This window comes from Candidatus Nitrotoga sp. M5 (assembly GCF_927904885.1).
Taxonomy (GTDB): domain Bacteria; phylum Pseudomonadota; class Gammaproteobacteria; order Burkholderiales; family Gallionellaceae; genus Nitrotoga.
Genome location: NZ_CAKMNW010000023.1, coordinates 86,648 through 107,240, shown reverse-complemented (window position 1 = coordinate 107,240; position 20,593 = coordinate 86,648). Strand labels below are relative to the sequence as shown.

19 protein-coding genes and 1 pseudogene are annotated in these 20,593 nt (G+C 47.8%); 8 read left to right on the top strand and 12 right to left on the bottom strand.

Features of this window, described 5'->3' with window-relative positions; all coding sequences use genetic code 11:
• Positions 1-775: 775 nt before the first annotated feature.
• A complete protein-coding gene (locus MJ770_RS06970; protein WP_239250887.1) occupies positions 776-1,402 on the top strand; it encodes a glutathione S-transferase family protein in 627 nt (208 codons plus the stop codon).
• Positions 1,399-2,346 carry a DUF5996 family protein gene (locus tag MJ770_RS06965; protein WP_239250886.1) on the top strand — a complete coding sequence of 316 codons (948 nt, stop codon included), beginning with the start codon at positions 1,399-1,401 and terminating at the stop codon, positions 2,344-2,346. Before MJ770_RS06970 ends, MJ770_RS06965 begins: the two co-directional genes overlap by 4 nt.
• A 145-nt stretch (positions 2,347-2,491) precedes the next feature.
• Here MJ770_RS06965 and MJ770_RS06960 read toward each other — a convergent pair whose 3' ends face one another.
• The 4 genes from MJ770_RS06960 to MJ770_RS06945 form a co-directional block, all read right to left on the bottom strand.
• Positions 2,492-2,773 carry an MliC family protein gene (locus tag MJ770_RS06960; protein ID WP_239250885.1) on the bottom strand — a complete coding sequence of 94 codons (282 nt, stop codon included), beginning with the start codon at positions 2,771-2,773 and terminating at the stop codon, positions 2,492-2,494.
• A 310-nt stretch (positions 2,774-3,083) separates the two neighbouring features.
• Complete coding sequence (locus tag MJ770_RS06955) at positions 3,084-3,449, bottom strand: VOC family protein (RefSeq protein WP_239250884.1); 366 nt, start codon at positions 3,447-3,449, stop codon at positions 3,084-3,086.
• 88 nt (positions 3,450-3,537) lie between these two features.
• Positions 3,538-4,155 (bottom strand): LysE family translocator, encoded by a 618-nt coding sequence (locus MJ770_RS06950; RefSeq protein WP_239250883.1) that lies wholly within the window; start codon positions 4,153-4,155, stop codon positions 3,538-3,540.
• 276 nt (positions 4,156-4,431) lie between these two features.
• Entirely contained in the window at positions 4,432-4,716 is a 285-nt protein-coding gene (locus MJ770_RS06945) for a DUF3817 domain-containing protein (protein WP_239250882.1), read from the bottom strand.
• A 753-nt stretch (positions 4,717-5,469) separates the two neighbouring features.
• On the opposite strand from MJ770_RS06945, the gene MJ770_RS06940 reads away from it, so the two are divergent.
• Entirely contained in the window at positions 5,470-7,905 is a 2,436-nt protein-coding gene (locus MJ770_RS06940; protein ID WP_239250881.1) for a hypothetical protein, read from the top strand.
• A gap of 229 nt (positions 7,906-8,134) precedes the next feature.
• Here MJ770_RS06940 and ahr read toward each other — a convergent pair whose 3' ends face one another.
• The 5 genes from ahr to MJ770_RS06915 form a co-directional block, all read right to left on the bottom strand.
• A complete protein-coding gene (gene ahr / locus MJ770_RS06935) occupies positions 8,135-9,136 on the bottom strand; it encodes an NADPH-dependent aldehyde reductase Ahr (protein ID WP_239250880.1) in 1,002 nt (333 codons plus the stop codon).
• A 220-nt stretch (positions 9,137-9,356) separates the two neighbouring features.
• The gene (locus MJ770_RS06930) at positions 9,357-9,986 is read right to left on the bottom strand and encodes a nucleotidyl transferase AbiEii/AbiGii toxin family protein (protein WP_239250879.1); all 630 of its coding nucleotides are present in this window, start codon (positions 9,984-9,986) and stop codon (positions 9,357-9,359) included.
• A gap of 61 nt (positions 9,987-10,047) precedes the next feature.
• On the bottom strand, positions 10,048-10,521 hold the full coding sequence (locus MJ770_RS06925; RefSeq protein WP_239250878.1) for a helix-turn-helix domain-containing protein: 474 nt from the start codon (positions 10,519-10,521) through the stop codon (positions 10,048-10,050).
• 399 nt (positions 10,522-10,920) lie between these two features.
• Positions 10,921-11,316, bottom strand: coding sequence for a PIN domain-containing protein (locus MJ770_RS06920; protein ID WP_239250877.1), 396 nt, complete (start codon positions 11,314-11,316; stop codon positions 10,921-10,923).
• The gene (locus MJ770_RS06915; protein WP_239250876.1) at positions 11,313-11,555 is read right to left on the bottom strand and encodes an AbrB/MazE/SpoVT family DNA-binding domain-containing protein; all 243 of its coding nucleotides are present in this window, start codon (positions 11,553-11,555) and stop codon (positions 11,313-11,315) included. The genes MJ770_RS06920 and MJ770_RS06915 overlap by 4 nt, the downstream gene beginning before the upstream one ends.
• A gap of 366 nt (positions 11,556-11,921) precedes the next feature.
• Between MJ770_RS06915 and MJ770_RS06910 the strand changes: the two genes are divergently transcribed.
• Complete coding sequence (locus tag MJ770_RS06910; RefSeq protein ID WP_239250875.1) at positions 11,922-15,362, top strand: TIR domain-containing protein; 3,441 nt, start codon at positions 11,922-11,924, stop codon at positions 15,360-15,362.
• Between the two features lie 309 nt (positions 15,363-15,671).
• Positions 15,672-17,702 carry a hypothetical protein gene (locus tag MJ770_RS06905; protein WP_239250874.1) on the top strand — a complete coding sequence of 677 codons (2,031 nt, stop codon included), beginning with the start codon at positions 15,672-15,674 and terminating at the stop codon, positions 17,700-17,702.
• A 457-nt stretch (positions 17,703-18,159) separates the two neighbouring features.
• On the opposite strand, the gene MJ770_RS15605 is transcribed toward MJ770_RS06905, so the two are convergent.
• Together MJ770_RS15605 and MJ770_RS06895 are read right to left on the bottom strand one after the other, a co-directional pair.
• Positions 18,160-18,234, bottom strand: coding sequence for a hypothetical protein (locus MJ770_RS15605; protein WP_445083133.1), 75 nt, complete (start codon positions 18,232-18,234; stop codon positions 18,160-18,162).
• Between the two features lie 130 nt (positions 18,235-18,364).
• Positions 18,365-18,574, bottom strand: coding sequence for a hypothetical protein (locus MJ770_RS06895; protein ID WP_239250872.1), 210 nt, complete (start codon positions 18,572-18,574; stop codon positions 18,365-18,367).
• Positions 18,575-18,681: 107 nt separating this feature from the next.
• On the opposite strand from MJ770_RS06895, the gene MJ770_RS06890 reads away from it, so the two are divergent.
• Together MJ770_RS06890 and MJ770_RS06885 are read left to right on the top strand one after the other, a co-directional pair.
• The gene (locus MJ770_RS06890; RefSeq protein WP_239250871.1) at positions 18,682-19,041 is read left to right on the top strand and encodes a type II toxin-antitoxin system RelE/ParE family toxin; all 360 of its coding nucleotides are present in this window, start codon (positions 18,682-18,684) and stop codon (positions 19,039-19,041) included.
• Between the two features lie 5 nt (positions 19,042-19,046).
• A complete protein-coding gene (locus MJ770_RS06885) occupies positions 19,047-19,370 on the top strand; it encodes a helix-turn-helix domain-containing transcriptional regulator (RefSeq protein WP_239250870.1) in 324 nt (107 codons plus the stop codon).
• A 276-nt stretch (positions 19,371-19,646) separates the two neighbouring features.
• Here MJ770_RS06885 and MJ770_RS15600 read toward each other — a convergent pair.
• A pseudogene (locus MJ770_RS15600) lies at positions 19,647-19,792 on the bottom strand (IS4-like element ISCARN115 family transposase); the annotation flags it as partial.
• A 167-nt stretch (positions 19,793-19,959) separates the two neighbouring features.
• On the opposite strand from MJ770_RS15600, the gene MJ770_RS06880 reads away from it, so the two are divergent.
• Positions 19,960-20,592 (top strand): DUF4956 domain-containing protein, encoded by a 633-nt coding sequence (locus MJ770_RS06880; protein ID WP_239250869.1) that lies wholly within the window; start codon positions 19,960-19,962, stop codon positions 20,590-20,592.
• Position 20,593 lies beyond the last annotated feature (1 nt).

Genomic DNA, 20,593 nt, shown 5'->3' with positions numbered 1-20,593 from the left:
AAGCCGGTACTTTGACAGACACGCCAAGCGGGCGATGACGACAATAATCACAATAGCTTATCTATAACCAACCAATGTCCCCACCCACACCGCGTTATCAACCATATGATTCTCCATCGTCAAAACACCACAACTCTAAGTAAGAAATATTGGAGCTCAGTAGCTAACTCTACTCACAGTCATGCTCGTTTCGTTATGCCATTCAATATCCATCTTCGAACAGATTTTTTGTACGATATATATTCTTCGCCAAAGATAGATGTTAATACCAGACTGTCCATTAGAATAATTTAATGAACAATGTGAGGAAGTTAGTAGAGCCTCCAAAGGCTATGTCGTAGTTAACCTTTAAACTGACTGTACTATTGTGCCGTATCCGGCCAATAGTAAGCACATATCATGCCAGGCAGGCAGGCAATACAACCAAGCATATTGATTAATATATTTAATTGTATTTAAAGAATAGAGAGGGGTGGGTCATGTCGTACCCATAAAAGTAAATGTTGCAGGATGTTAATTGGCTGGAAAACCTTGGTAATTAAGGAATGGGTGAGGTTGACCCACTTTCGGGTCTTTTTTAACCCAGAAGTGAATTTATGAAGTGAAAGTTGCCCCCTTAACTTAAGTCGCCACGATGAACCGTATTATGGCCGGCGGCCATAATATCTATAGGTTGAATGTGCGAGCCGATCCGGATATCCTATTGAATATGTTAAGAACCAAAGACCGTTTCCGTAGTCTAAGGCCCTGTAATCACTTCCAAGGAGGATTGAAAATGCCAACGCTTTACACCATGCCTGGAACATGCTCGCTTGCGCCCAATATCGCGATTGCCTGGCTTAATGCACCGGTCGAAATTCACAACATAGCCTATGGCGATCACAAGAAAGATGCCTTTCTCGAAATCAATCCTAAAGGCAAAGTCCCGGCAGTGCGCTTCGACGACGGCGATGTTTTGACGGAAGCGGCGGCAATCCTGTCGTGGTTAGGTGCGGCCCATGGCTTTGAAAAATATGCACACAATACCGAACTCGGCCGCAAAGAGGCTGAAGCGTTAGCCTACATGAGCTCCGAGGTTCACGCGGCCTATGGCGGCCATTTCGCCCCTGGCAATCTGGCCGACAGTGACGCGGCTCAGGACGAAATCAAGCGTAAAACATACGAGAATCTCAAGGGCCATTACACGCGACTGAACGACCAGTTGAAAGCCAACGGCGGCAGTTGGTATCTTGGCAAACGGACTTTTGCAGACGCGTTTCTTTATGTTCTGACGCGTTGGCTGGATAAGACACCGCTTTCGATAGACGATTATCCAGCGCTGAAAAAACACCGCGCCGTTATGGAGGCCGACGAAGGTGTGAAAAAGGCGCTCAAACTTCAGGATATGGAGCCGATCGGATGAAAGACGACAAAACCCTCTGGCCTGCGATTCCTTACTCGGATTGGGCCGGCACCTGCAGCGCTCTGCATCTCTGGACCCAGATCGTTGGTAAATATCGACTGGCCCATACCCCGTGGAACAATCACAGCTGGCATGCCACACTTCGCGTGACTCCTCGCGGCCTGACCACGAGTACAGTAATCGACGGTAAGACTGCAGTGACGCTGACTTTCGATTTTCAAGACCACCAGCTTGTCGGGGAAACAACGGATGCGCGTGAAAGTTTTGCGCTGGAGGCGATGAGTGTAGCCGATTTCTTTCATCGCACAGCTACACTCATCGAAAAGCTGGGCGGCCGACTGGAAATCCATGGTGCGCCGAACGAAATTCCCGACCCTATTCCTTTTGCTAAGGACACCGATATCCGCCCCTATGACGGCGAAGCAATTCAACGATTTCACCAGGCACTTCTCAGCATTGATAAAGTGTTCAATCACTTCAAAACCGGTTTCCTTGGTAAGGTTTCACCGGTGCATCTGTTCTGGGGTTCTTTCGATCTGGCCGTCACACGGTTTTCGGGTCGCGAGGCGCCGCGACATCCCGGCGGGATACCCAGCTTGCCCGATGCTATAACCGAAGAGGCCTATAGCCACGAAGTATCCTCGGCAGGTTTCTGGCCCGGCGGTGGAGGCGTAGACGAACCGATGTTCTATTCCTACGCATATCCGGTGCCCGACGGTTTCTCCAAGCGGCCTATTGCGCCAAACGCGGCGCGCTTCGATGAAAACCTCAAGGAATTTGTGTTGCCTTACGAAGCAGTACGTACCAGCGCCGATCCCGAAGAGGATTTGATGGCGTTTCTCCAGACGACCTATGAAGCCGCAGCAGAGACAGCCGACTGGGATCGCAAAGCGCTCGAATGCGAATTTGGCACGCCAGCGGTGCCTCGCAAGGTAAACAGGTGAGCCGGGGCGTTTAGCCCCACAGCACCTTTAACTGGGGCAAAGTAAACTTAAATTTTTGAGATGCTATCTTAAATTATTCATCTCACTAAATTTAGAGGTGTTCTTTACTCTGAACCCGGTTATAAAACTTACTCGTTAGACCGCATTAAAACTCTGTGCAAAACTCGATCAGTTCGCCAGAAGTGCCATCAGCCATGTGACGGAAAAGAGTACTCACAGATCCGGGGCCTGAACCCTTTGCCCACCACTCCAACTCGCCACCCACGTAACGCGAACCACTACCAGAAACCGCGATTTGCATGTTGTAGCTGCTACCCTTGTATTGGACCATGGCTGAGTCTGTGGAGGAGTAGGTTGTAGCAATTGTTTCGCCGCTCTCGCACTGATAGTTATGCACGGCAGACGTTGACGGTGCCGCAGCGTCCACGTAATCCTGCGGTGAGCTTGCACATGCAGAAACGAGCAGGACAGAAGCGAGCGACAAAGGAACGATGACTTTTATTCGAGCTTTCGTTTTGTGGGTGTGTGGTCTAACGACTAGTGTTTTTATCTGCCACCCCACCCAAACTTGTTTAACCCGCGTCCCAAATTAACGGCAGACAAACCTTGTTGGACTGAACCTTATGGAGAGCAGAACCTATGGGGATTGTATGGTTTTGCGACGGGTCGTCAACAGCATGATCGGGGGGTACGCACGTGGGTAAGAAATAAGCGGATGCACCTGCGCAAACGATTTGTCAGGCATCACCTTTCTGGTTTGAGTCAATAAGATCGAAAATATTCCCGAACGGGTCAGTTACCGAACTGCAACGACCACCCCACGAATGAACTTGAATTTCAGTTGCTTTTACGCCAAATTCTCTGGCTTTTTCAACGATGATATCTAGGTTTGTTGTTTCTATGAATAAACCGGAATGGCCAGAGCCATAATATGGTTCCAGCCATTCGTATATTTTTAAAACCATTCCACCAAGGTCGTAATTGGTGTACCGATGTGGGCCACTTTCATGTTCTCGAACGATGGCTAAACCCACGACTTCTTCGTAGAATTGTTTGCTCACCGCGTAATCAGATGCGGGAAAAGAAGTGAATAGTGCTTTCATGTACTTTCGTGGTACCTGACAAATAGCGTTTACCTACCGCCCAGTTCAAACTTATTTAACGCGCGTCCCGTAGTATTCTTAACGCACATCATGCCTTGGTAATCAACGCTGAACCACAGCCAATCATCAGCACCCCGCCCAAATTTCGCGGCACCGCTGACGACACTTTGCTTCGAAGATGCCCTGCAATTTGCGACGCAAACGCAACATAAACCAGTTTCACTCCCCCAACCGCTAAAGATGTAACAGCCACGATTATCGAGAATTCACGGAGCCCTACCTGTTCAACATCAATCAACGCCGGGAACAAACTTGCATAGAAAAAGATTGCTTTAACATCCCCGAGCGTGAGAACAAAGCCAGCCAAAAAATCCGCAAGCAATGTCGTATGACTCGGTTTATCTCGATTGACTAACAGTGATGGCCGAGATCGAAGCAAGTTAATACCCAAATAAATCAAATATGCGCCTCCGACATATTTCAAAACGGCGAACAATGCACCAAGTTGCTCCGCAAGGACGGCCATACCAAGCAGTGCCATCGCTATAAACACCAAGTCTCCGGCTACAATCCCGAGTGCTGCAAAGGCGCCATTGATTCGTCCAGAGCTCACCGACCTCGCCACCACCAATGCGACACTTGAACTGGGCATTGCAGCCAATGGAATAATGACAGCAATCAATGCCAGCGCTTCAAAGATACCCATTTATTAAATGCCCGTTTTCAATGGACCAGGATGCTGCATTTTCATCCTTCCAAATTATCAGCCAATTCGTATTAGTGCCCAACGAATAGCGTTTATATGCCGGCCCGCCCAAGCTCGCTTGACCCACGTCCAATATTAGCGGGAAATATTTCTTTTTTAACTGAACCTTACGGAGAGCGGAGTTCTATCGTGATTGTATGGATTTGAGGCGGGTCGTCAACTGCATGATCGGGGAATACGCAAATGAGCGAGGAAAAGATCGCAACAAAGTATGACTTAAATGGCTTTCACCTCTTTATTCATTTCTCTTCGTATATAAGCTTCGACTGCTATAAATGCAAATGGAACCAGAGATGCCAGAAATAGCAAAAACCAAGTTATTTCAGACCATTTCTGTTTATGAGAAGCATAGAGTGATAATGCCAAATATATAATAAATAGTACGCCATGCGTTGCGCCTAGGGGAAAGACGTATTCCCGATTGGTAATGCCTAAGGTAACGCTTAATATCATTAAATAAGAAATGCCTTCCGATAGACTTACAACTCTAAAATATTTCAAATCTAATCCTTTTTTACAGCGCTACAACTTCAAAGCGTTTATCTGCCGCCTCACCCTAACGTGTTTAACCCGCTTCCCGTATTGAAGGCAGATCAAGCATGTTGGACTGAACCCTACGGGGAGCGGAACCTAGGAGCCTGTAGGACTTAAAGCAAATCGGCTACAAATCGAGCTGAATGGTGAATATTTCGCCCCTTTTTAGGCAATGGAACAACTATTACCCTACAAAATCCTCAAGTGGGGTAAGCAGGAATTTTACCACGAGGTGCAAGCTCGCAAAATCCACCCTCGTCCCACTCAATTTTCGCTACGACTCTTTAAGCCTGACAGGCTGTTAGTGTGGTTGTTTAGTCGCGTCTGAGCCCGTAATATACGCAAAACGTTATTGCAGATACCATATAGTAATATTTTCGAAATACCGAAAAAAAGCATTGATAGTTTACTGAGTGGCAATACAGGAAAAGTATTTCGAGATTTATGTCGTCATGCAGGGGCAACGTTAGTTGAAAGTATAGAAGTACAACCCCCCTTTTTTGGCCACTTAACCTTAAGGGCACCTCTAAAAATTTAATCTTCGTCACAATACTGCGTTATTCGAAAAATTCAATCTTAGAAACGCCAATAAGTAATCGGAGTACGGTAATCAATTATCGCGGGCATATTGAAGAACAAAACTGGTTTGAGGTATTTGTCGAACCAAAGATCAATTCTTTATCCATATGTGGTTGCACCAGTGAGGTGTAGAAGGGAACTATGTCTGCACACGTTGACGATTTTGTTGCGCACATTCGCGACGACCTGAACCGCTCAAAAATGGGCGTACTGATTATCCACGGAATCGGCGAACAACAACCTGGGGCGTCGCTTCTTAATGCGACCGAACCGTTGCTGAGATGGTTCAGGTCAGAGTTCGGTCAGGACAACGTCGAAATACTATCAACGAATCTGAAAGGCAGTAGTCACGAGCCCGCCAATACAACCATCAGGGTCCAGGTTAATACCGAATACAATTCAAACAGGAAATATTCAAAGGACGAAAAAGCGCCCACACCACGTTACAAAACGTGCGTCTTTGCCGAAGCACATTGGGCTGATGCATTTATAAAGCCTGATTTTCGCGAACTCGTATCGTGGACGTTTCTCGCCATTCCCAATGTAATTGCCACGCAGTTTGTTCGTGGCGCGACCCGATTAAGTACAGAAGCAAATCGTATCAGTCGATTTCCAGGGTTGATACTTGCTGCGATCGCTCACTTATTGTCACTTCTCCTGGCCATATTCGTACAAATTCTCGTTGTTCTGATGTTGCCTCTTGCTCTGATACCGGGGTTGGGCTCATGGGTTATGAAGGTGCAGCAGATGCTGTCCTCGATCGTGGGAGATTCGTTGATTTTTGTGGGTAGCCCGATACAGCAAAGTGCCATTGTGTCAAAAGCTCACCAATCGCTTGAGTGGATTGGCGAACGCAGCAATGTGCTAGCGGTAGTCGCACATTCACAGGGTGCTGCTGTTGGCTACAAACTGATCCTGTCGGAAATCAGTAGTCCTCAGCGTGAAAAAATTAAACTGTTTTTCACACTGGGTTCGGGCCTGGGAAAGTTAAACGATCTGCAAATAAACTCTATCCCGGGCATGCACAGGTTGTGGGGATTGTTGTTCGTAGCGACGACCGTCGGCATTGTTGCGATGTTGCCTGACTTCGTGAATCAAATTTCTTTACCGATAGACAAAAAAACGGGTGATGCGGTTGCAGTGCTCGGGCCAATTTTCGGTGGAATTGCCTGGATGATTTTGTACTTCGTACTTTATTCAAAGAGCGGTGAAAATAGAGTCGATTTATTGACCAAGTTTCCAATGGATACGATCCACTGGGTGGATCGCTATGCAAAATTGGATATGGTTCCGGCTGGCCCGCTCATTGAGAATGCACCCGAAGAACACTACCTGCCTGACAGAAAGGAGCGACGGGAGAGCATCAATCGCTATATTACCCAAAGTGGAGTAGTAAGTAACTTAGATTCACTTTTTCGTGACCACACCAGCTATTGGCAGAACGAGGATGAGTTTGTGCCTACGGTCGGCCATCAGCTGGCCAAGGTTATGGGCGAAAGATCGGGATTATTTGATTTGGACAACAAGGTAGCCTGCCGCAGACGCTGGCGCCTGACATGGCGTAATGGCCTGACTCAATATGCCGTCGGTTTGTTGTTGCTATCTGTATGGATGTTTAGGGACCTGTTGCCAATCTGGGGAGAAAATATTCTCGCTAAGGTTGGCATTTACTTGCAGCGCGTGCCTGCCTGGCTCTATGAAGCACCTCAATTACCGTTAACGACCACGAGCAAACTCTTCACTGGTTTGTTAGTGCCAATTGGGGCTTTTCTGGCGTTGACCTGGGTCTTCAATTTTATGTGGGGGCAATGGAACAGCTACGATACACATAAGGGCCATACCGGTGATCTTGATGGCGGTGGGTTTCTATTTGCGATGATGCTGTGGGTGGCCATAGCCTTGCCCGGTGTTCTATTCCTTTTGTTGCCCGATACTCCGTCTCTCGTATTGCCCTTCGAAGAAAATACAATTGCACGAAACTTCATGACCTATCTTTGGATGATAGTGACATTAATCGGACTCCTGACGGCAGTTGCCATATCAAGAATTCGCAAAAATGAAGACTTTAAAACGTGGGAGCAAGGGTTCACTTACCTTCCGCTTGCGGTCATACTATCGTTCCCGTTTGCATTTTATATGGCGAATAATTTCTCTGATACTTATCTCACGTCTGGCACTGCAAGCACGGGCCGTCAAATACTGTCAGGTAGCCTGGTGCTTGTATTCATTGGCCTTGTTGCATTCATGGTTCTATTATTGCAACGATTTGGATCCATGCTGGATGAATGGTTGTTAAACGTTAGCGTCAACTACGGAAAAGTGAAACCCGGGCAATCTGAAACTACGATTGGATGGTTCGGTGTTGTATTGAGTTTGTTTGCCTTTGCGGTTTCGATGTTTGTACCCCAATTTCTTTCCTGGCAGGCACTGCTATTTAACGTTCTTTGTCTGGCAGCTGCGCTTGCTGCTATCAACGCGTCTCGCCGAGACGTGATCTTGCTTGATGTATTGACAGGCTCTATTTTGTTTTACGCCATTTTCCTGCATGGCCATCTTCGAAACTGGTGGATAGGATGAAAAGGCAGCCTTAACCATACCCCAGCACCGCTCTTACCATCGCAACAGTTCAGTCATGCGCTATACCCATCACGCACATAGAATCCGCGTGGGCACAAACAGCGTGGGCACAAAGGCGTACCCACCCTACATTACTCATTAAAGAGATACGCTGATTTTTAATCCGAACATACCCTTGTAGCTCTTCAGAAAACAACTCTGACTCCGGTTCCTTAGTACACAGCCATCATTATCGACACAACACAACGCGATAGCGTGCCTCGCCGCTCCGCAGTCTTTCGATCGCCTTGTTGATGTCGGTAAATTTGAATTTTTCGATCTCCGGCTTGATCTGATGCAGGTTGGCGAAATCCAGCATCTTGGCGACCGTGGCGGGGCTGCCCACCGGCGAGCCGGACACGGAACGTTGCGCGCTGATGAGTGAGAACACGCCGATATCCAGCGGATCCAGCGTCGCGCCGACGAAGTGCAATCTTCCGCGCGGACTCAGTGTGCTGAGGTAAAGGTTCCAATCCAGCTTCACGTTGACCGTAGAAAGAATGTAATCGAATCGCCCTGCCGCGCTCTTGATTTCGTTCTTGTCGCGGGAGTTCAGCGTATGGTGCGCACCCAGACTGAGCGCTTCTTTTTTCTTGCTGCCAGTCGAAGTGAAAGCCGTCACTTCGCAGCCCCATGCATTGAGGAATTTTAGCGCCATGTGCCCCAGACCACCGATGCCGATCACCGCCACTTTGTCGGTAGGTTTAATGTCGAATTGCAGCAAGGGATTGAACACGGTACTCCCGCCGCAGAACAACGGGCCGGCCGATTCAAGATCGATCCCATCAGGGATGGGCACCACGCTGTTTGAAGCGGCGCGCACCTTGTCCGCAAAGCCGCCGTAATGGCCAACGATAGTGGCCTGTGCATTGGCGCACAGGTTGTTATCACCCGCGTGACAAAGCGAACATTTGTTGCAATAGCCCGCGTGCCAACCCAGGCCGACGATCTGGCCAACCTTCAGATACCTGACATGGCTGCCAACCTGGCTGATCTTGCCCACCACTTCGTGACCGGCAACGACCGGATATGTGCTTTCCCCCCATTCGCTATCGATCACGCTCAGATCGCTATGGCAAATGCCGCAATAGTGAACGTCGATCTCCACCTCCATTGGTTTCAATTCGCCGGGATCGTACTCGAAAGGTTTGAGTTCGCCTTTGGGCTCGAATGCTGCATAAGCTTTGATCATTTTGTATCTCCTTGAAGTACTTTATAACTGTAATTAAAAAGGGCAGCATCGAATTGCTTGTCTGAAACCATTATTTTTCGCCGCGACGAAAAATTAATGCGAAGCGGGCCCATTTAGTCGTTATCGCTAGTTATAGTGTGGGGGGTTAAACAATATTGCGATGCTAACCCTTTTAATTGCATCTTTTTCGAAACGCCACTTCCGTCCCAAGTATGAATATCTATTGCTTGATTAATGTCAAAGGCGTCGGCGTGGATTTTTTTAACAGATCTGCCTTGAGGTCGTTTGCGCGATCCAGGCATTCATCGAAGCCAAGCTTGAATTCGATCTTCTCGATTTCTTCGAACACAGGCAACATGAAAGCTCTGCGCGAATAGCACTGTTCAGTGAATGCTTCAATTTTCTTCGCAAACACATCACTATGCTCAAGGATTTCACTGTAATGGTGCTCGATTACCAAAGCGAGATCGAGCAGGTCACGCGGCGTGGCCATATCGCCTCGATACCATAATTTTTTGGCTACAATTTCGATTGGGGTTTCAAGCAGAACTTTTCTGTCGAGCACTTCATACTCTTCGAACGGATTTTTAGTCAGCGTCGATGATGCGACAAAGTCGATTTCACCCTCGGGCAGGAACAGTTTAACGAATTCTGTACCATCCTTGTATTCGGTAGTGACTTCCTCACCCCTGCCGCCCAAGCGTGGATTTACATAGCCAAGAAACTGTGGGTCAGGGAAGAATATATCGATGTCCTTGCTCTTGCGGTGGGCATAGTAAAACATCAGCACCGTACCCCCGCCAAGGCTCCAGCGCGGGAGGGTGAATCCATCTGATTGGATGGATTCCATGAGCCAGAAAGCCCTTTCCAAAAGACTCTTCCATGGACCTTCTGGAAAGTTAAGAGGTGGCTTAACCAATGCTACTCCAGAACTTGTTGGGTGATTTGATTTCGGCGGCAACCTTGGCCAGATTCTTCCAGAGCAACTTGGCCTTGATGTTTTTCTTCGCGGCAACCTGCTTTACGCTGCCAGCGACCAAAGAGGTGGGTGTCTCATCAATCAGGTGCAACACTTGCCCCTCCAGCCCTGGTGGAATCTTGCCGCTGAGCATGAACTTTTCCAAGTCGGTAACGGACATAGCGGTCTTGTAGCTCGTGTTGACGTTACCTAGCGTCATCTTGATCGCATCCATTTTCTTCCCTTTTGAAAACAACGAAATTCCGAGACTTTCCGCAATCTCGGAAAGTTTGACAGCACCAATGTCGCCAACATTGCCATTCTCCAGGTTAACGATAGTCACCCTGGAGACATGCGATGCCACAGCCAGAGCACTTTGGGTTAAACCGCAGGCCACCCGCTCTTTTTTGATAATTGCGCCAATCATTAAAATATCCATTTTTTGCATTATAGTGAAGGCGAAAATAATGTAAAGTATACTTTACTTTTAATGGTTGTAATTAATTCAAAAAACATAGCATTTATAGATACATATAATACGGGCGGTTGTGCTTCTGGGGGTGAATCCGCCATGTAAAACTAAACCGAAGCCCATCCTTCTAATGGACAATCTCGCCGGTATAAAAGTAAAGCCCCCGACAGCTCGAAATCTGGCGCGCTGAAGTGTCGCGCATCGAATTGGCCCCGGAAGTGGGGGATGGTTTTGATTACATCCTCGATCACATTGCCGAATATGCATCGAGTTGATTGTCTGAAGCCATTACATTACACCACTACGTAAGTTTAAAGCGAAGCTGCGCTGACCTGTTTAGTCGAGAGTGGGCAATCAGGCAAATGGATTCTTGATTACCAAGCCGTCAATTTTCATCCCGCTTTGCATGTCCTCGGTCAGCAACGTTTTTGCACCGGACAAAATTGCTGCCGCGCAAATGTGCGCGTCATAAATAGAAAGCTGAAAACGCTTGGCAATTTGCACGGCCTTGTCATGCGATTCGACAGTGAGCGGGACGACGTCGCACGCGGCCTTAACTGCCAACAAAACCGCATCAATTTCTTCCCAGCTCATTTTGAGTTTGCGCAGGCAAACGGAAGTCACTTCGTTGAGCACCTGCACGCTGATGATGCCGCCCTTGTTCAGCAAGGCTTCAGCGCGGTCGGCCTTGGCGGCATCGTCAGACAGCAAATACAAAACCACATTGCTGTCGATAAAAACCGTGCTCACTTGGCAGGTGTCCGCTCGTTGGCTTCAAGCCGATCAAAGTGAAAATCGGCTGGCAAGCGACCGCGAAACTGCCGCAAGCGCGCCAGCAACTCTTTCACCTCTTTCTTCTTGGAAACCTCAAAGGTTCTGGAATCGACGGCATGCAAAGAAATCTCCTCGCCTTCTTTCAAGCCTAGCGCCTGCACCAGTGCGGCGGGCAATCTGACCGCCAGTGAGTTTCCCCATTTTGCAACTTGCATAATTTACCCCTTGTGGATATACGTTATCAAATAAGTGTATCACAACGTCCTGCTTGTTGGCATTGCAATACCAAAGAAATAGCTTGAGCCTGCAGCCATTGCGCGGCGATAACGTGACATAACTGTCTACTCAAAAATGACGAATCCGCGTGAGCACAAAAACGTGCTCACTCTACATGGCTGGATTGCCGACGCAACCCAAGCTGGATAAGGAAAAGCCTGACCATGTGATGAATCATGCTAAGAATATAGACCTAGCCCCGAGAGCGAAGTGAATAGTTGGTGGTGTCGTGATATTGTATATTCAGGAAAAAATTCGAAGCCGACCCCTTTAACATTCTCGACCCCTTTAAAATTCTGTAAATAATGTCTGATTCATTTTCATACGATGTCTTTCTTAGCCATAGTTCGAAGGACAAGTCTGTGGTGCGCGCGGTGGCGGGGCGTCTGCGGGCGGATGGGTTGCGGGTCTGGTTTGATGAGTGGGAAATCAAGCCTGGTGACAGTATTCCGGCGAAGATTGAGGCAGGGCTGGAGCAGTCTCGCATATTGCTGCTGTGTATGTCGACGCATGCGTTTAGCTCCGATTGGGCCACTTTGGAAAGCCAAACCTTCCGCTTTCGCGACCCGCTTAACAAGGAGCGACGCTTCATACCTCTGCGGTTGGATAACGCGCATCCCAAAGGCTCACTGTCACAATTTTTTTATATCAACTGGTTACCGGATGTGCGCGCGCAAGAGTATGCGACGCTCCTCGAAACATGCCGACCGCCAGCGAAGCGGTTTATTTCTGAAGTACTGGATACGCGCGAAAGGGTTGCAGAAAAATCCATCCTTCTTGATTACGAGGATGCACGAATCTACTCTTATGCATTCAGTCTAGATGGAAAGCGTGCCATCACCGGTTCAGCAGATAATACAATTCGAATTTGGAACTTAGAAACGGGGCGCTGCCTAGACTTGTTTGGAAGCAACGATTGGAACGATTGGATCGAGAGTGTGGCATGGAGTACCGACCAGCGTCGCATACTCTCTGGGGGGGGTAACAAAGCGTTGACGCTGTGGGACATAAAGATGCGCTGCCGGGGCTTTCTTGAAGGGCACACTAGACCTATATGGAGCATGGCATGGAGCATTGATCAACGACGTGCACTCACCGGTTCATGTGACAAAACCGTACGTCTGTGGGACGTAGAGGCGGAAAGTTGCCTGAACGTACTCTGTGGTCACACAGATGCCGTCGGTAGCGTAGCACTGAGTGCCGATCAACGCTTCGCACTCTCTGGCTCTGATGACAATACCATTCGAATGTGGGACCTGGAGACGGGTAGTTGCCTGCGTGTGTTTGAAGGACACACACTAGCCATCAAAAGCGTAGTGTGGAGCAGCGATCACCGCTATGCACTATCAGGTTCTCACGACAAAACCATTCGTCTATGGGATGTGGAATCGGGGCGCTGCCTACAAATACTCGAAGGGCACAGCAGCTGGATTGGGTGTGTCGTTTGGTGTGCCGATCAACGATATGCACTTTCAGGCTCCGATGATTCTACTATCCGTTTGTGGGATGTGGATGTGGGTCGCTGTTTGTGCGTGTATGAAGGCCATATTACCGAAGTTTGTAACATAGCGCTTAGTGCTGACCAACGACACGCCTTGTCCGGCGACGTTAGGGGAGAAATTAGAGAGTGGGATTTATCTGAATTTATTGCTGTCGCGCGTTCGTCGGAAATCCCCGCGCCTGCCTTGAAACCCATACCTAATCAGATTCAATATACTAACGCTAAAGTCTTGCTTGTCGGCGACACAAGTTCTGGTAAAACCGCACTTACCCATCGTCTGGCGACTGGCGGATGGAAGCCCAGCGATGAATCTACCGTCGGCGCATGGTGCACGCAATGGATATTGCCTGAAGTTGTTATCGAGGGTGTAGAACGAGAAATATGGCTGTGGGATTTTGGCGGGCAGGCTGACCAGCGTCTTGTGCATCAGCTCTATATGGATAACACCGCATTGATTTTGTTGCTGTTTGATGCGGACAAGGAGGATGTGTTGCCCGGCCTGCGCGATTGGCAGACCGCACTGCGCCGTTGCGTTCCAGCAGTGATACCTTTGCTGCTCGTGGCCGGGCGCATAGATGTGGGATTCAGGGCGAGCAGGTCAAAGTTGCAAGCCTTTGCCCAAGAGCAGGGCTTTCGTTACTTCGAGTCCAGCGCCAAGGATGGAACCGGTTGTCGAGAGTTGAGCCAGGCTATCAAGGATGGTATTCCTTGGGAGCAGATGGAGCATCGCACCTCACCGCTTATCTTCAAGCTCATCAAGGATGAAATCCTGAAACTTGGCGATGAGGGGCAGGTGCTCCATACGTACAAGGAGTTGCGCGAACTGCTCTGGCAAAGATTGACAGACGAGCCGCGCTTCGATGATGCGACCCTGAAAACGGTCATCGGCCTGCTGGATGGCCCCGGTGCGGTCCAGGAACTGGACTATGGCAGCTTCATCCTGCTGCAGCCGGAATGGATCAGCGCCTATGCGCAAGCGGTGATCCGCACTCTTCGCCAAGAGCCCTCCGAACTGGGCTGTCTGCCGTTGCGCAGCATTGCCGAAGGTAAGCTGTTATTCCAGACAGTCGAGCGTAATGGCGAGATTGTGGAGATGAAGCGTTTGCCCAAGAGTGATGAGCGCATCATTTTGCAAGAAATGGAACGGCAACTAGAAGAGCGCGGCCTGTGTTTACGTCAGGGAGACAAGCTAGTTTTCCCCAGTTACTGCGGTAGGGAACGCCCGGCGCTAAGGGATCATCCGGCAGTATTTGTCAGCTATGCCGTGCAGGGCTACCTCGACGACATATATGCTTCGCTGGTGGTCAAATTGGCCGAAAGTCATTCTTTTAAGCTCAAGGAACTATGGCGCGACGCGGCAGATTTTTTGACACTTTCCGGAGATCATCACATGGGCATCAAGCTTCGACGAGATGGCGGAGGAAATGGAGAGGTCAGCATTTATTTCGCGCCGGGCGTGACCCCGCAAGAGCAGGTAATTTTCGCCAACTACATCCACGCCCATCTTGAACCGCCTCGCTGCGAGGGTGTGCAGCGGCTACGCCATTACGTCTGTCCGTATTGTCATTCACCGAAAGGTAATTCTCAAGCACTGATGCAAAAACTGATGTCAAAAAAGGAACAGGCCACGGTGATGTGCGATACGTGTGATGAGTCGTTCAGCCTTTGGGATGGTCTGGAAAAGTTGTTCGCCAATAATGAGGTGCACAAACAGGTGGAGGGATTGCAAGGTATGGATTCTAACCGTCTAGACTCTCGTCGCAAAGGCAAGTTACTTGCCTTGGAGGTCGGATCGCGCATCACTAGCGCCGACCAAAAGTGTTTCGAGATTCCTAGCACGGAGGACGAGGGTATTGATATGGAGCTGGAGTTTACCGATGACGTAGGGCATGGAACAGGTCAGCGGCTATATCTGCAACTGAAGTCCGGTAACTCTCATTTGGAAAAGCGTAAGAACGGGTCGGAGATATTCAAGATAAAAAAACAGCGTTGGGTTGAATACTGGCTCAAGCAGCCACAACCTGTGATGTTGGTAATTGGCACCTTCACCGAGGATGAAAGATACGTCGGCAAGGAGAAGCTGGAGTTTGCCGAAGTGCGCTGGATGGAGATCAGTAGTTACTTGAAACGTGAAAGTGAAAAAAGTGAAAAACCGGTTACGCAAATTGAATTTAATGGTGAACGGCTGGACATGAGCAGCGTGCAGCGCTGGCGAAGGAAGATGTTGAATCCCGCGAACGAGTAGGCAAACTTAACTACTATTCACTGAATAGTGCATAGGTTAGCGCAGACAATGTGCAGACGATTAAAAATCGTCAAGTCGCGCACATTATCAATCACGCGCATAAGTCAAAAACTAAAGACATTGTGCTACGCACTAAAGTCTTGCAATAAAATTGCATAGTTTTTACTAACGACCTGTGACAATAAATAGGGGCAGAAGAACCATCGGGGTCAGGCCTTACATTTGACATGTTTTAAAATGTCAAATGTAAGGCCTGACCCCGAGCCCCCTCTTTATCAACTATTAAATCTGTGCCTGGGGAGGCATTCAATGAATCAGCAAGTAAAAAGCAAAAATAACTTTAAGACGCTAACTAGGAAAAAATCCACGAAATGGCCAACACAAAAAGGGTTTAAAACTGAAGACTGGGCAAAGGCTTGGGAACAATCTTCTAACAACCTCAGCGAGGACAAAATGCTGTACGAAGCTGGTATCGTCTTCGACAAAATTCTTTGTGAGCTAAGGGAGAATATTTCAGAGTTATATAAATCATCACCGAATCTAAATACATCGCAGTTAATTCGCGCTTATTGTGGAATCGCAAACAGAGACCGTGCGATCATAAATAATCAGCAAGCTCAGAAAGGTGTCGATCTCTCATCAATAACAACGTCTAGAAATAAGTTTAATAAACTAACTCCCCAGGAAGTCTCTGATGGTAGTGTCGATGGTGTCGAGTGCGCAATAAGATCAAATTTGACGAGGACAATAACTAAGGCACAGAAAGTTAATGACATCGATCCTTTGGCTTTTATGAATATTGAATTGCATATTTCTCAGTTATATGTAGCCTACGAGGCTTACTGGCTAGCACTGGTGTGGGGAGATTTTGAGTTCATCAATATAGGCGATAAAAACAATATATATGAGATTCGACAATTAGCATCTGACTTAGTAATTTCATATGAATCAAACTTGATTAGAATTCAGAAGCTGGAAGCGCAACTTATCCCAGCTATAGCAGACCCGAAATTACTATATTTAACGAATAATAAGGGCTGTATTGATATAAGACGTGAAGGTAAGAAAAGAAAGCTAGTTGCAAAAAAAGTGGCAGATTTAAACAATAAACAACAAATCGTAAACTCACTTTTTTTTGCCCAGGCACTTTTTGCGCAAGATCATTTTCCTAAAAGCTTTCTTACCGATGAGTTCAGCAATTGCGGTTTCACAATAAATGATGTTGTTGAAGTGTTTCGCATACTCGTCATCTTATCTGGGATTGTCTTAACTAAATTTCCAGAGGATGACAGTGTATATTCTTTTAAAAAGGCAATTGAATTTTGCCCCAAGATTAGCAAGGCGGAACTTATAAGGGGGGTAACTCAATCAACCGGTTTAAGTTTTGACAAGAGTGCAAGAATAATAGAGTTTTTGACATTTAAAGGGGGTTATGACACAGATTTATGGTGCCACCCAATAATTGGCCTTGAAAATAACTATGTGACATTCCTTGTGGCAGCACTATTTTCACCTGTAATAAAACGTTGCATTGAACACTGGCTAACAAGATTGAATGTAAGCCTATCCGACAAAGGTCAATCATATGAGAAGAAGGTTATTGATGATATAAGCAAGGCATTAAATGCCAACATCATCTTTAATGACCATGAATCGCCTTCCTCGGCCCGGATAAAATTAGCCAATAATTGTGAAGAAGAAATTGACCTGATTATTAGATTCGGTCACATCGTGATAGTAGGTGAAGTTAAATCAATCGTTACGACCGACTCCCCAATATCCCTCTATCGAACGAAGGAGATTATTCTGGGAGCAGCTGAACAAGCGAAGCGCAAGCTGCACTTTGTGTCTGAAAATACAGCCGAAGTATTCACGAAACTTGGATGGACATATGACAATGAATTGGAATATAAGCTTCTGCCTCTAATACTTACCAGCAACAGTGTTTGCGTTGGGTATTCCGCAAATGGCATCCCGGTCTGTGATTTGCGAATCTTTTTGAAATACTTCGAGAGCAATATTGTGCCGCTATTTAGTAAGAACAAGAGCGAGCATTTAGCATGGTTTCAGCTCTATGATAATTTCATCGAAGCTCAATCAAATATAGAACAATATCTAATCAGCCCGCCTCAATTGACCTTATCAAGAGATGATTTTACTTACGAGAAACTAAACTTACCTGCGACTAGTTACAATGCTCCTAAGATTAATTATTCGAGGCTTATTAAGAAACCCGCAAATATAGATAAATTGGTAAGAAAGGCCGATTCTTCGCCATTTTCGTTCCAACTATCGCCAAACTTTAAGGAAGAAATTAGTAAATTCGACATCATAGTCTGATTTCGAATTAAAGAACTACTTGGGGAATGCCATTGGGGTTAATCTGAATGCCACTAAGTTAAGTCTTTTTAGCAAGGCTAGGCTACTGTGGAACCCGCGTCAATACTGGCTTAAGTTCTTGTTTAAGCTATGCTGAAGCCCCTTAACTTAGTGGCATTCGGGTTAATCTTTAACATTTGACATACTTTAAAATGTCAAATGTTAAAGTATGTCAAATGTTAAAGATTAACCCGAAGCCCCCTACCACTCTTCCGCTTGCCACATCAGGCGCGACTCTCACGCTTGCCCAGCCCTTCGGCCAGCAGCATCGTCACCAGCGTATTTACGAGGTGCCTTCGGCCTTGGCTCGTGCCACAAGGTTGGCGTGGAGGCTGCGCGGCAGGCGTTGCATCAAGCGCACCGGCTCGGCGCTTTCACCGTGCCGTGTCGGTTTCGGGATGGGTTTTCCGATATGGGCTCACGCTGACATCCAGGCGGGAAATGCATCGCGTGCGTTGAGAACGGCCTCTGTCTCGGTTTCGCCATCTGACATGCAACCCGGAAGATCGGGAAAGGTAATCAGATAACCCTCGCCGTCTTCTTCCGTCAGCGGCTCAGCTACACATGGGCATAGGCTTCGAACGGATAAGGCGGTTCGACATGCGTGATCGTAATTTCGCTCATTATTGCAACTCCTTTGCCTTATCGACTAGCGCCACAAAATTGCGCACATACACTGGCTTGACAGGCCGGTGAGCAGGAACACACACATCATCCTCCACGCCAGGGAATGAAAACACGTGATGGCTTCCTCCCTCATTTCTCCAGTCGATGTCGAAGCGGTTGGCATGCGATTTCAGATCGTCTATGCGCCAGTCGCGCGGGTTTACCAATAATCAAACCTTACTAGAAAGGCTTAACTTGGTGGCATTCGGCTCCGGCCCCATGTAATTTAGCCAAATCGCTTGTCAAGTAGTAACGTAATCGTTACCATGGAAAAATGAAAATCAAAGTCGAAGAATACATCTGCGCGGATGGAACGAACCCGTACAAGTCATGGTTCGATGACCTTGATGCACAAGCAGCCGCCAAGATCGTGACTGCAAAATTGCGCATTGAGCTCGGTAACACTTCCAGTGTGAAATGGTTCGATGGCATAGGCGAATACATCATAGACTGGGGGCCGGGATACCGCATCTACTTGGCCTGTGATGGCGAAACACTCATCATCCTGTTTGGCGGCGGTACCAAGCGAGTGCAGCAAAAGGACATTGATCGCGCCAAGGTATTGCATGCCGAATATAGAGCGCTGAACAAAGCAAAGGCCGCAACAATCCACAAAGACAAACGAAAGAGGTAATCAACATGGCACTCACACGCAGCTTCAAACAAACTGTGGTCGAGCGCGTAGAGCGCGATCCGGAATTCGCCAAGGCGCTCTTTGATGAAGCGGCAACTTTATTTCTGAGCGGCGAGCCCGAAACGGCACGCCTCATCCTCCGTGATCTGGTCAACGCCACACTGGGATTCGAACAACTGGCCTCACTCACCGACAAACCGAGCAAAAGCCTGCACCGCATGCTGTCACCCAAAGGCAACCCGAGCATGGATAATCTCGCCGCCATTTTCGTTGCCGTCCGCGCCAACCTGAAAGTGGAGCTTGAAGTACACACGGTAGAAATGGTGTAACTAGAAAACCTTGTGACCAGACCCAACGCACAAAGACGGCAGGACATGCAAGCGTTGCGCAACGAGTAGGATCGCGAGCTGTGACGGCATGGTTGCTCGATAGCAATGCCGTCATCGGCTACCTGAATCAGGATACTGCCCCGGGCTTCATCGGCCACGTTGAATGCGTAATAATTGGGGGCAGAGTAGCATTTTCTGGGGTGTGTCAATTTTCTTTTGTGGTCGTCCTGCCATTCTTTGTATAACTAATATTACTCTAACCCCAATTATTAAATCCCTTGTGTTTGTCAGTAGCAGATATGGTTTGGGACGTCGCTTGATGCTCTTGGCTCGATTCGTCCGGGACGGCTGCCGACAGACTGCCCGGCCACCAGCGCCAGTAATTTTTCGAGGTTATCCTCGTCATCCTCTCGCGCTGACAAGCGCGGTATCAGGTCTTACATTTGACACACATAAAAAACGTAAGGCCTTTCCCGAGTCCCCTGTGTGTGTAACTTCTGTGTAACTTCTGTGTGCTAATTTATTTTGCGGCGAATTGTCGTCTCTGTTGGGTAGTTTTTTAATTGTTCCGATATGAAAAAGAAAAATCATGCTTGAAATATCACTTATGCTCGATACGATAATGCGCTTTGGCATTAACGTTGTCGCTATGCTGATTCTAATTTTTGGTCTCTATTACCGCCGCTATCGCGATAAAGAGCTAGTGACAGCGGCCTCGCTATTCAATATCTTCGCATTTGGAGTGCTGACCATTCTGTCTTCGGTGGAGTTTAGTCTTGCTGCTGGTTTTGGCTTGTTTGCTATTCTCGCATTATTCACGTTGCGTTCGGAACCACTCGAGAAGATCGAAATTACCTATTTCTTCGGTTCGATTGCAATTGCCGTAATTTGCTCTGTCCATGGTACTGCACTCGAAGTTACTTGCGTTGTAATCGGCATAGTGTTGCTAGGAGCCTATGTGCTTGACCATCCTCGTATCCTGCGCTCAGCCCATGGAATAAAGATCAAGATCACACTCGAGAAAATCGACCCCAATGTACTGTCGAACCCTGAAGAAATGCGCACCTATCTGTCGCGCCGCCTTGGGGTTGAGGTGATATCCCATAAAGTAGGCTCGGTTAACTACGTTAATGACATGGTGAGCATCACAGCCTTCTACCGCAATAATCCGGCCAATGAGTATCGACTGGCTAACCCACTCTTTCCACCCGATCATCCTTGAC

Bases quoted from the DNA above. Each gene is read 5' to 3' on its own strand.
- MJ770_RS06970 (WP_239250887.1), top strand. From the start codon at position 776: ATGCCAACGCTTTACACCATGCCTGGAACATGCTCGCTTGCGCCCAAT.
- MJ770_RS06965 (WP_239250886.1), top strand. From the start codon at position 1,399: ATGAAAGACGACAAAACCCTCTGGCCTGCGATTCCTTACTCGGATTGG.
- MJ770_RS06955 (WP_239250884.1), bottom strand. From the start codon at position 3,449: ATGAAAGCACTATTCACTTCTTTTCCCGCATCTGATTACGCGGTGAGC.
- MJ770_RS06950 (WP_239250883.1), bottom strand. From the start codon at position 4,155: ATGGGTATCTTTGAAGCGCTGGCATTGATTGCTGTCATTATTCCATTG.
- MJ770_RS06940 (WP_239250881.1), top strand. From the start codon at position 5,470: ATGTCTGCACACGTTGACGATTTTGTTGCGCACATTCGCGACGACCTG.
- ahr (WP_239250880.1), bottom strand. From the start codon at position 9,136: ATGATCAAAGCTTATGCAGCATTCGAGCCCAAAGGCGAACTCAAACCT.
- MJ770_RS06930 (WP_239250879.1), bottom strand. From the start codon at position 9,986: ATGGAATCCATCCAATCAGATGGATTCACCCTCCCGCGCTGGAGCCTT.
- MJ770_RS06925 (WP_239250878.1), bottom strand. From the start codon at position 10,521: ATGATTGGCGCAATTATCAAAAAAGAGCGGGTGGCCTGCGGTTTAACC.
- MJ770_RS06915 (WP_239250876.1), bottom strand. From the start codon at position 11,555: ATGCAAGTTGCAAAATGGGGAAACTCACTGGCGGTCAGATTGCCCGCC.
- MJ770_RS06910 (WP_239250875.1), top strand. From the start codon at position 11,922: ATGTCTGATTCATTTTCATACGATGTCTTTCTTAGCCATAGTTCGAAG.
- MJ770_RS06905 (WP_239250874.1), top strand. From the start codon at position 15,672: ATGAATCAGCAAGTAAAAAGCAAAAATAACTTTAAGACGCTAACTAGG.
- MJ770_RS06890 (WP_239250871.1), top strand. From the start codon at position 18,682: ATGAAAATCAAAGTCGAAGAATACATCTGCGCGGATGGAACGAACCCG.
- MJ770_RS06885 (WP_239250870.1), top strand. From the start codon at position 19,047: ATGGCACTCACACGCAGCTTCAAACAAACTGTGGTCGAGCGCGTAGAG.
- MJ770_RS06880 (WP_239250869.1), top strand. From the start codon at position 19,960: ATGCTTGAAATATCACTTATGCTCGATACGATAATGCGCTTTGGCATT.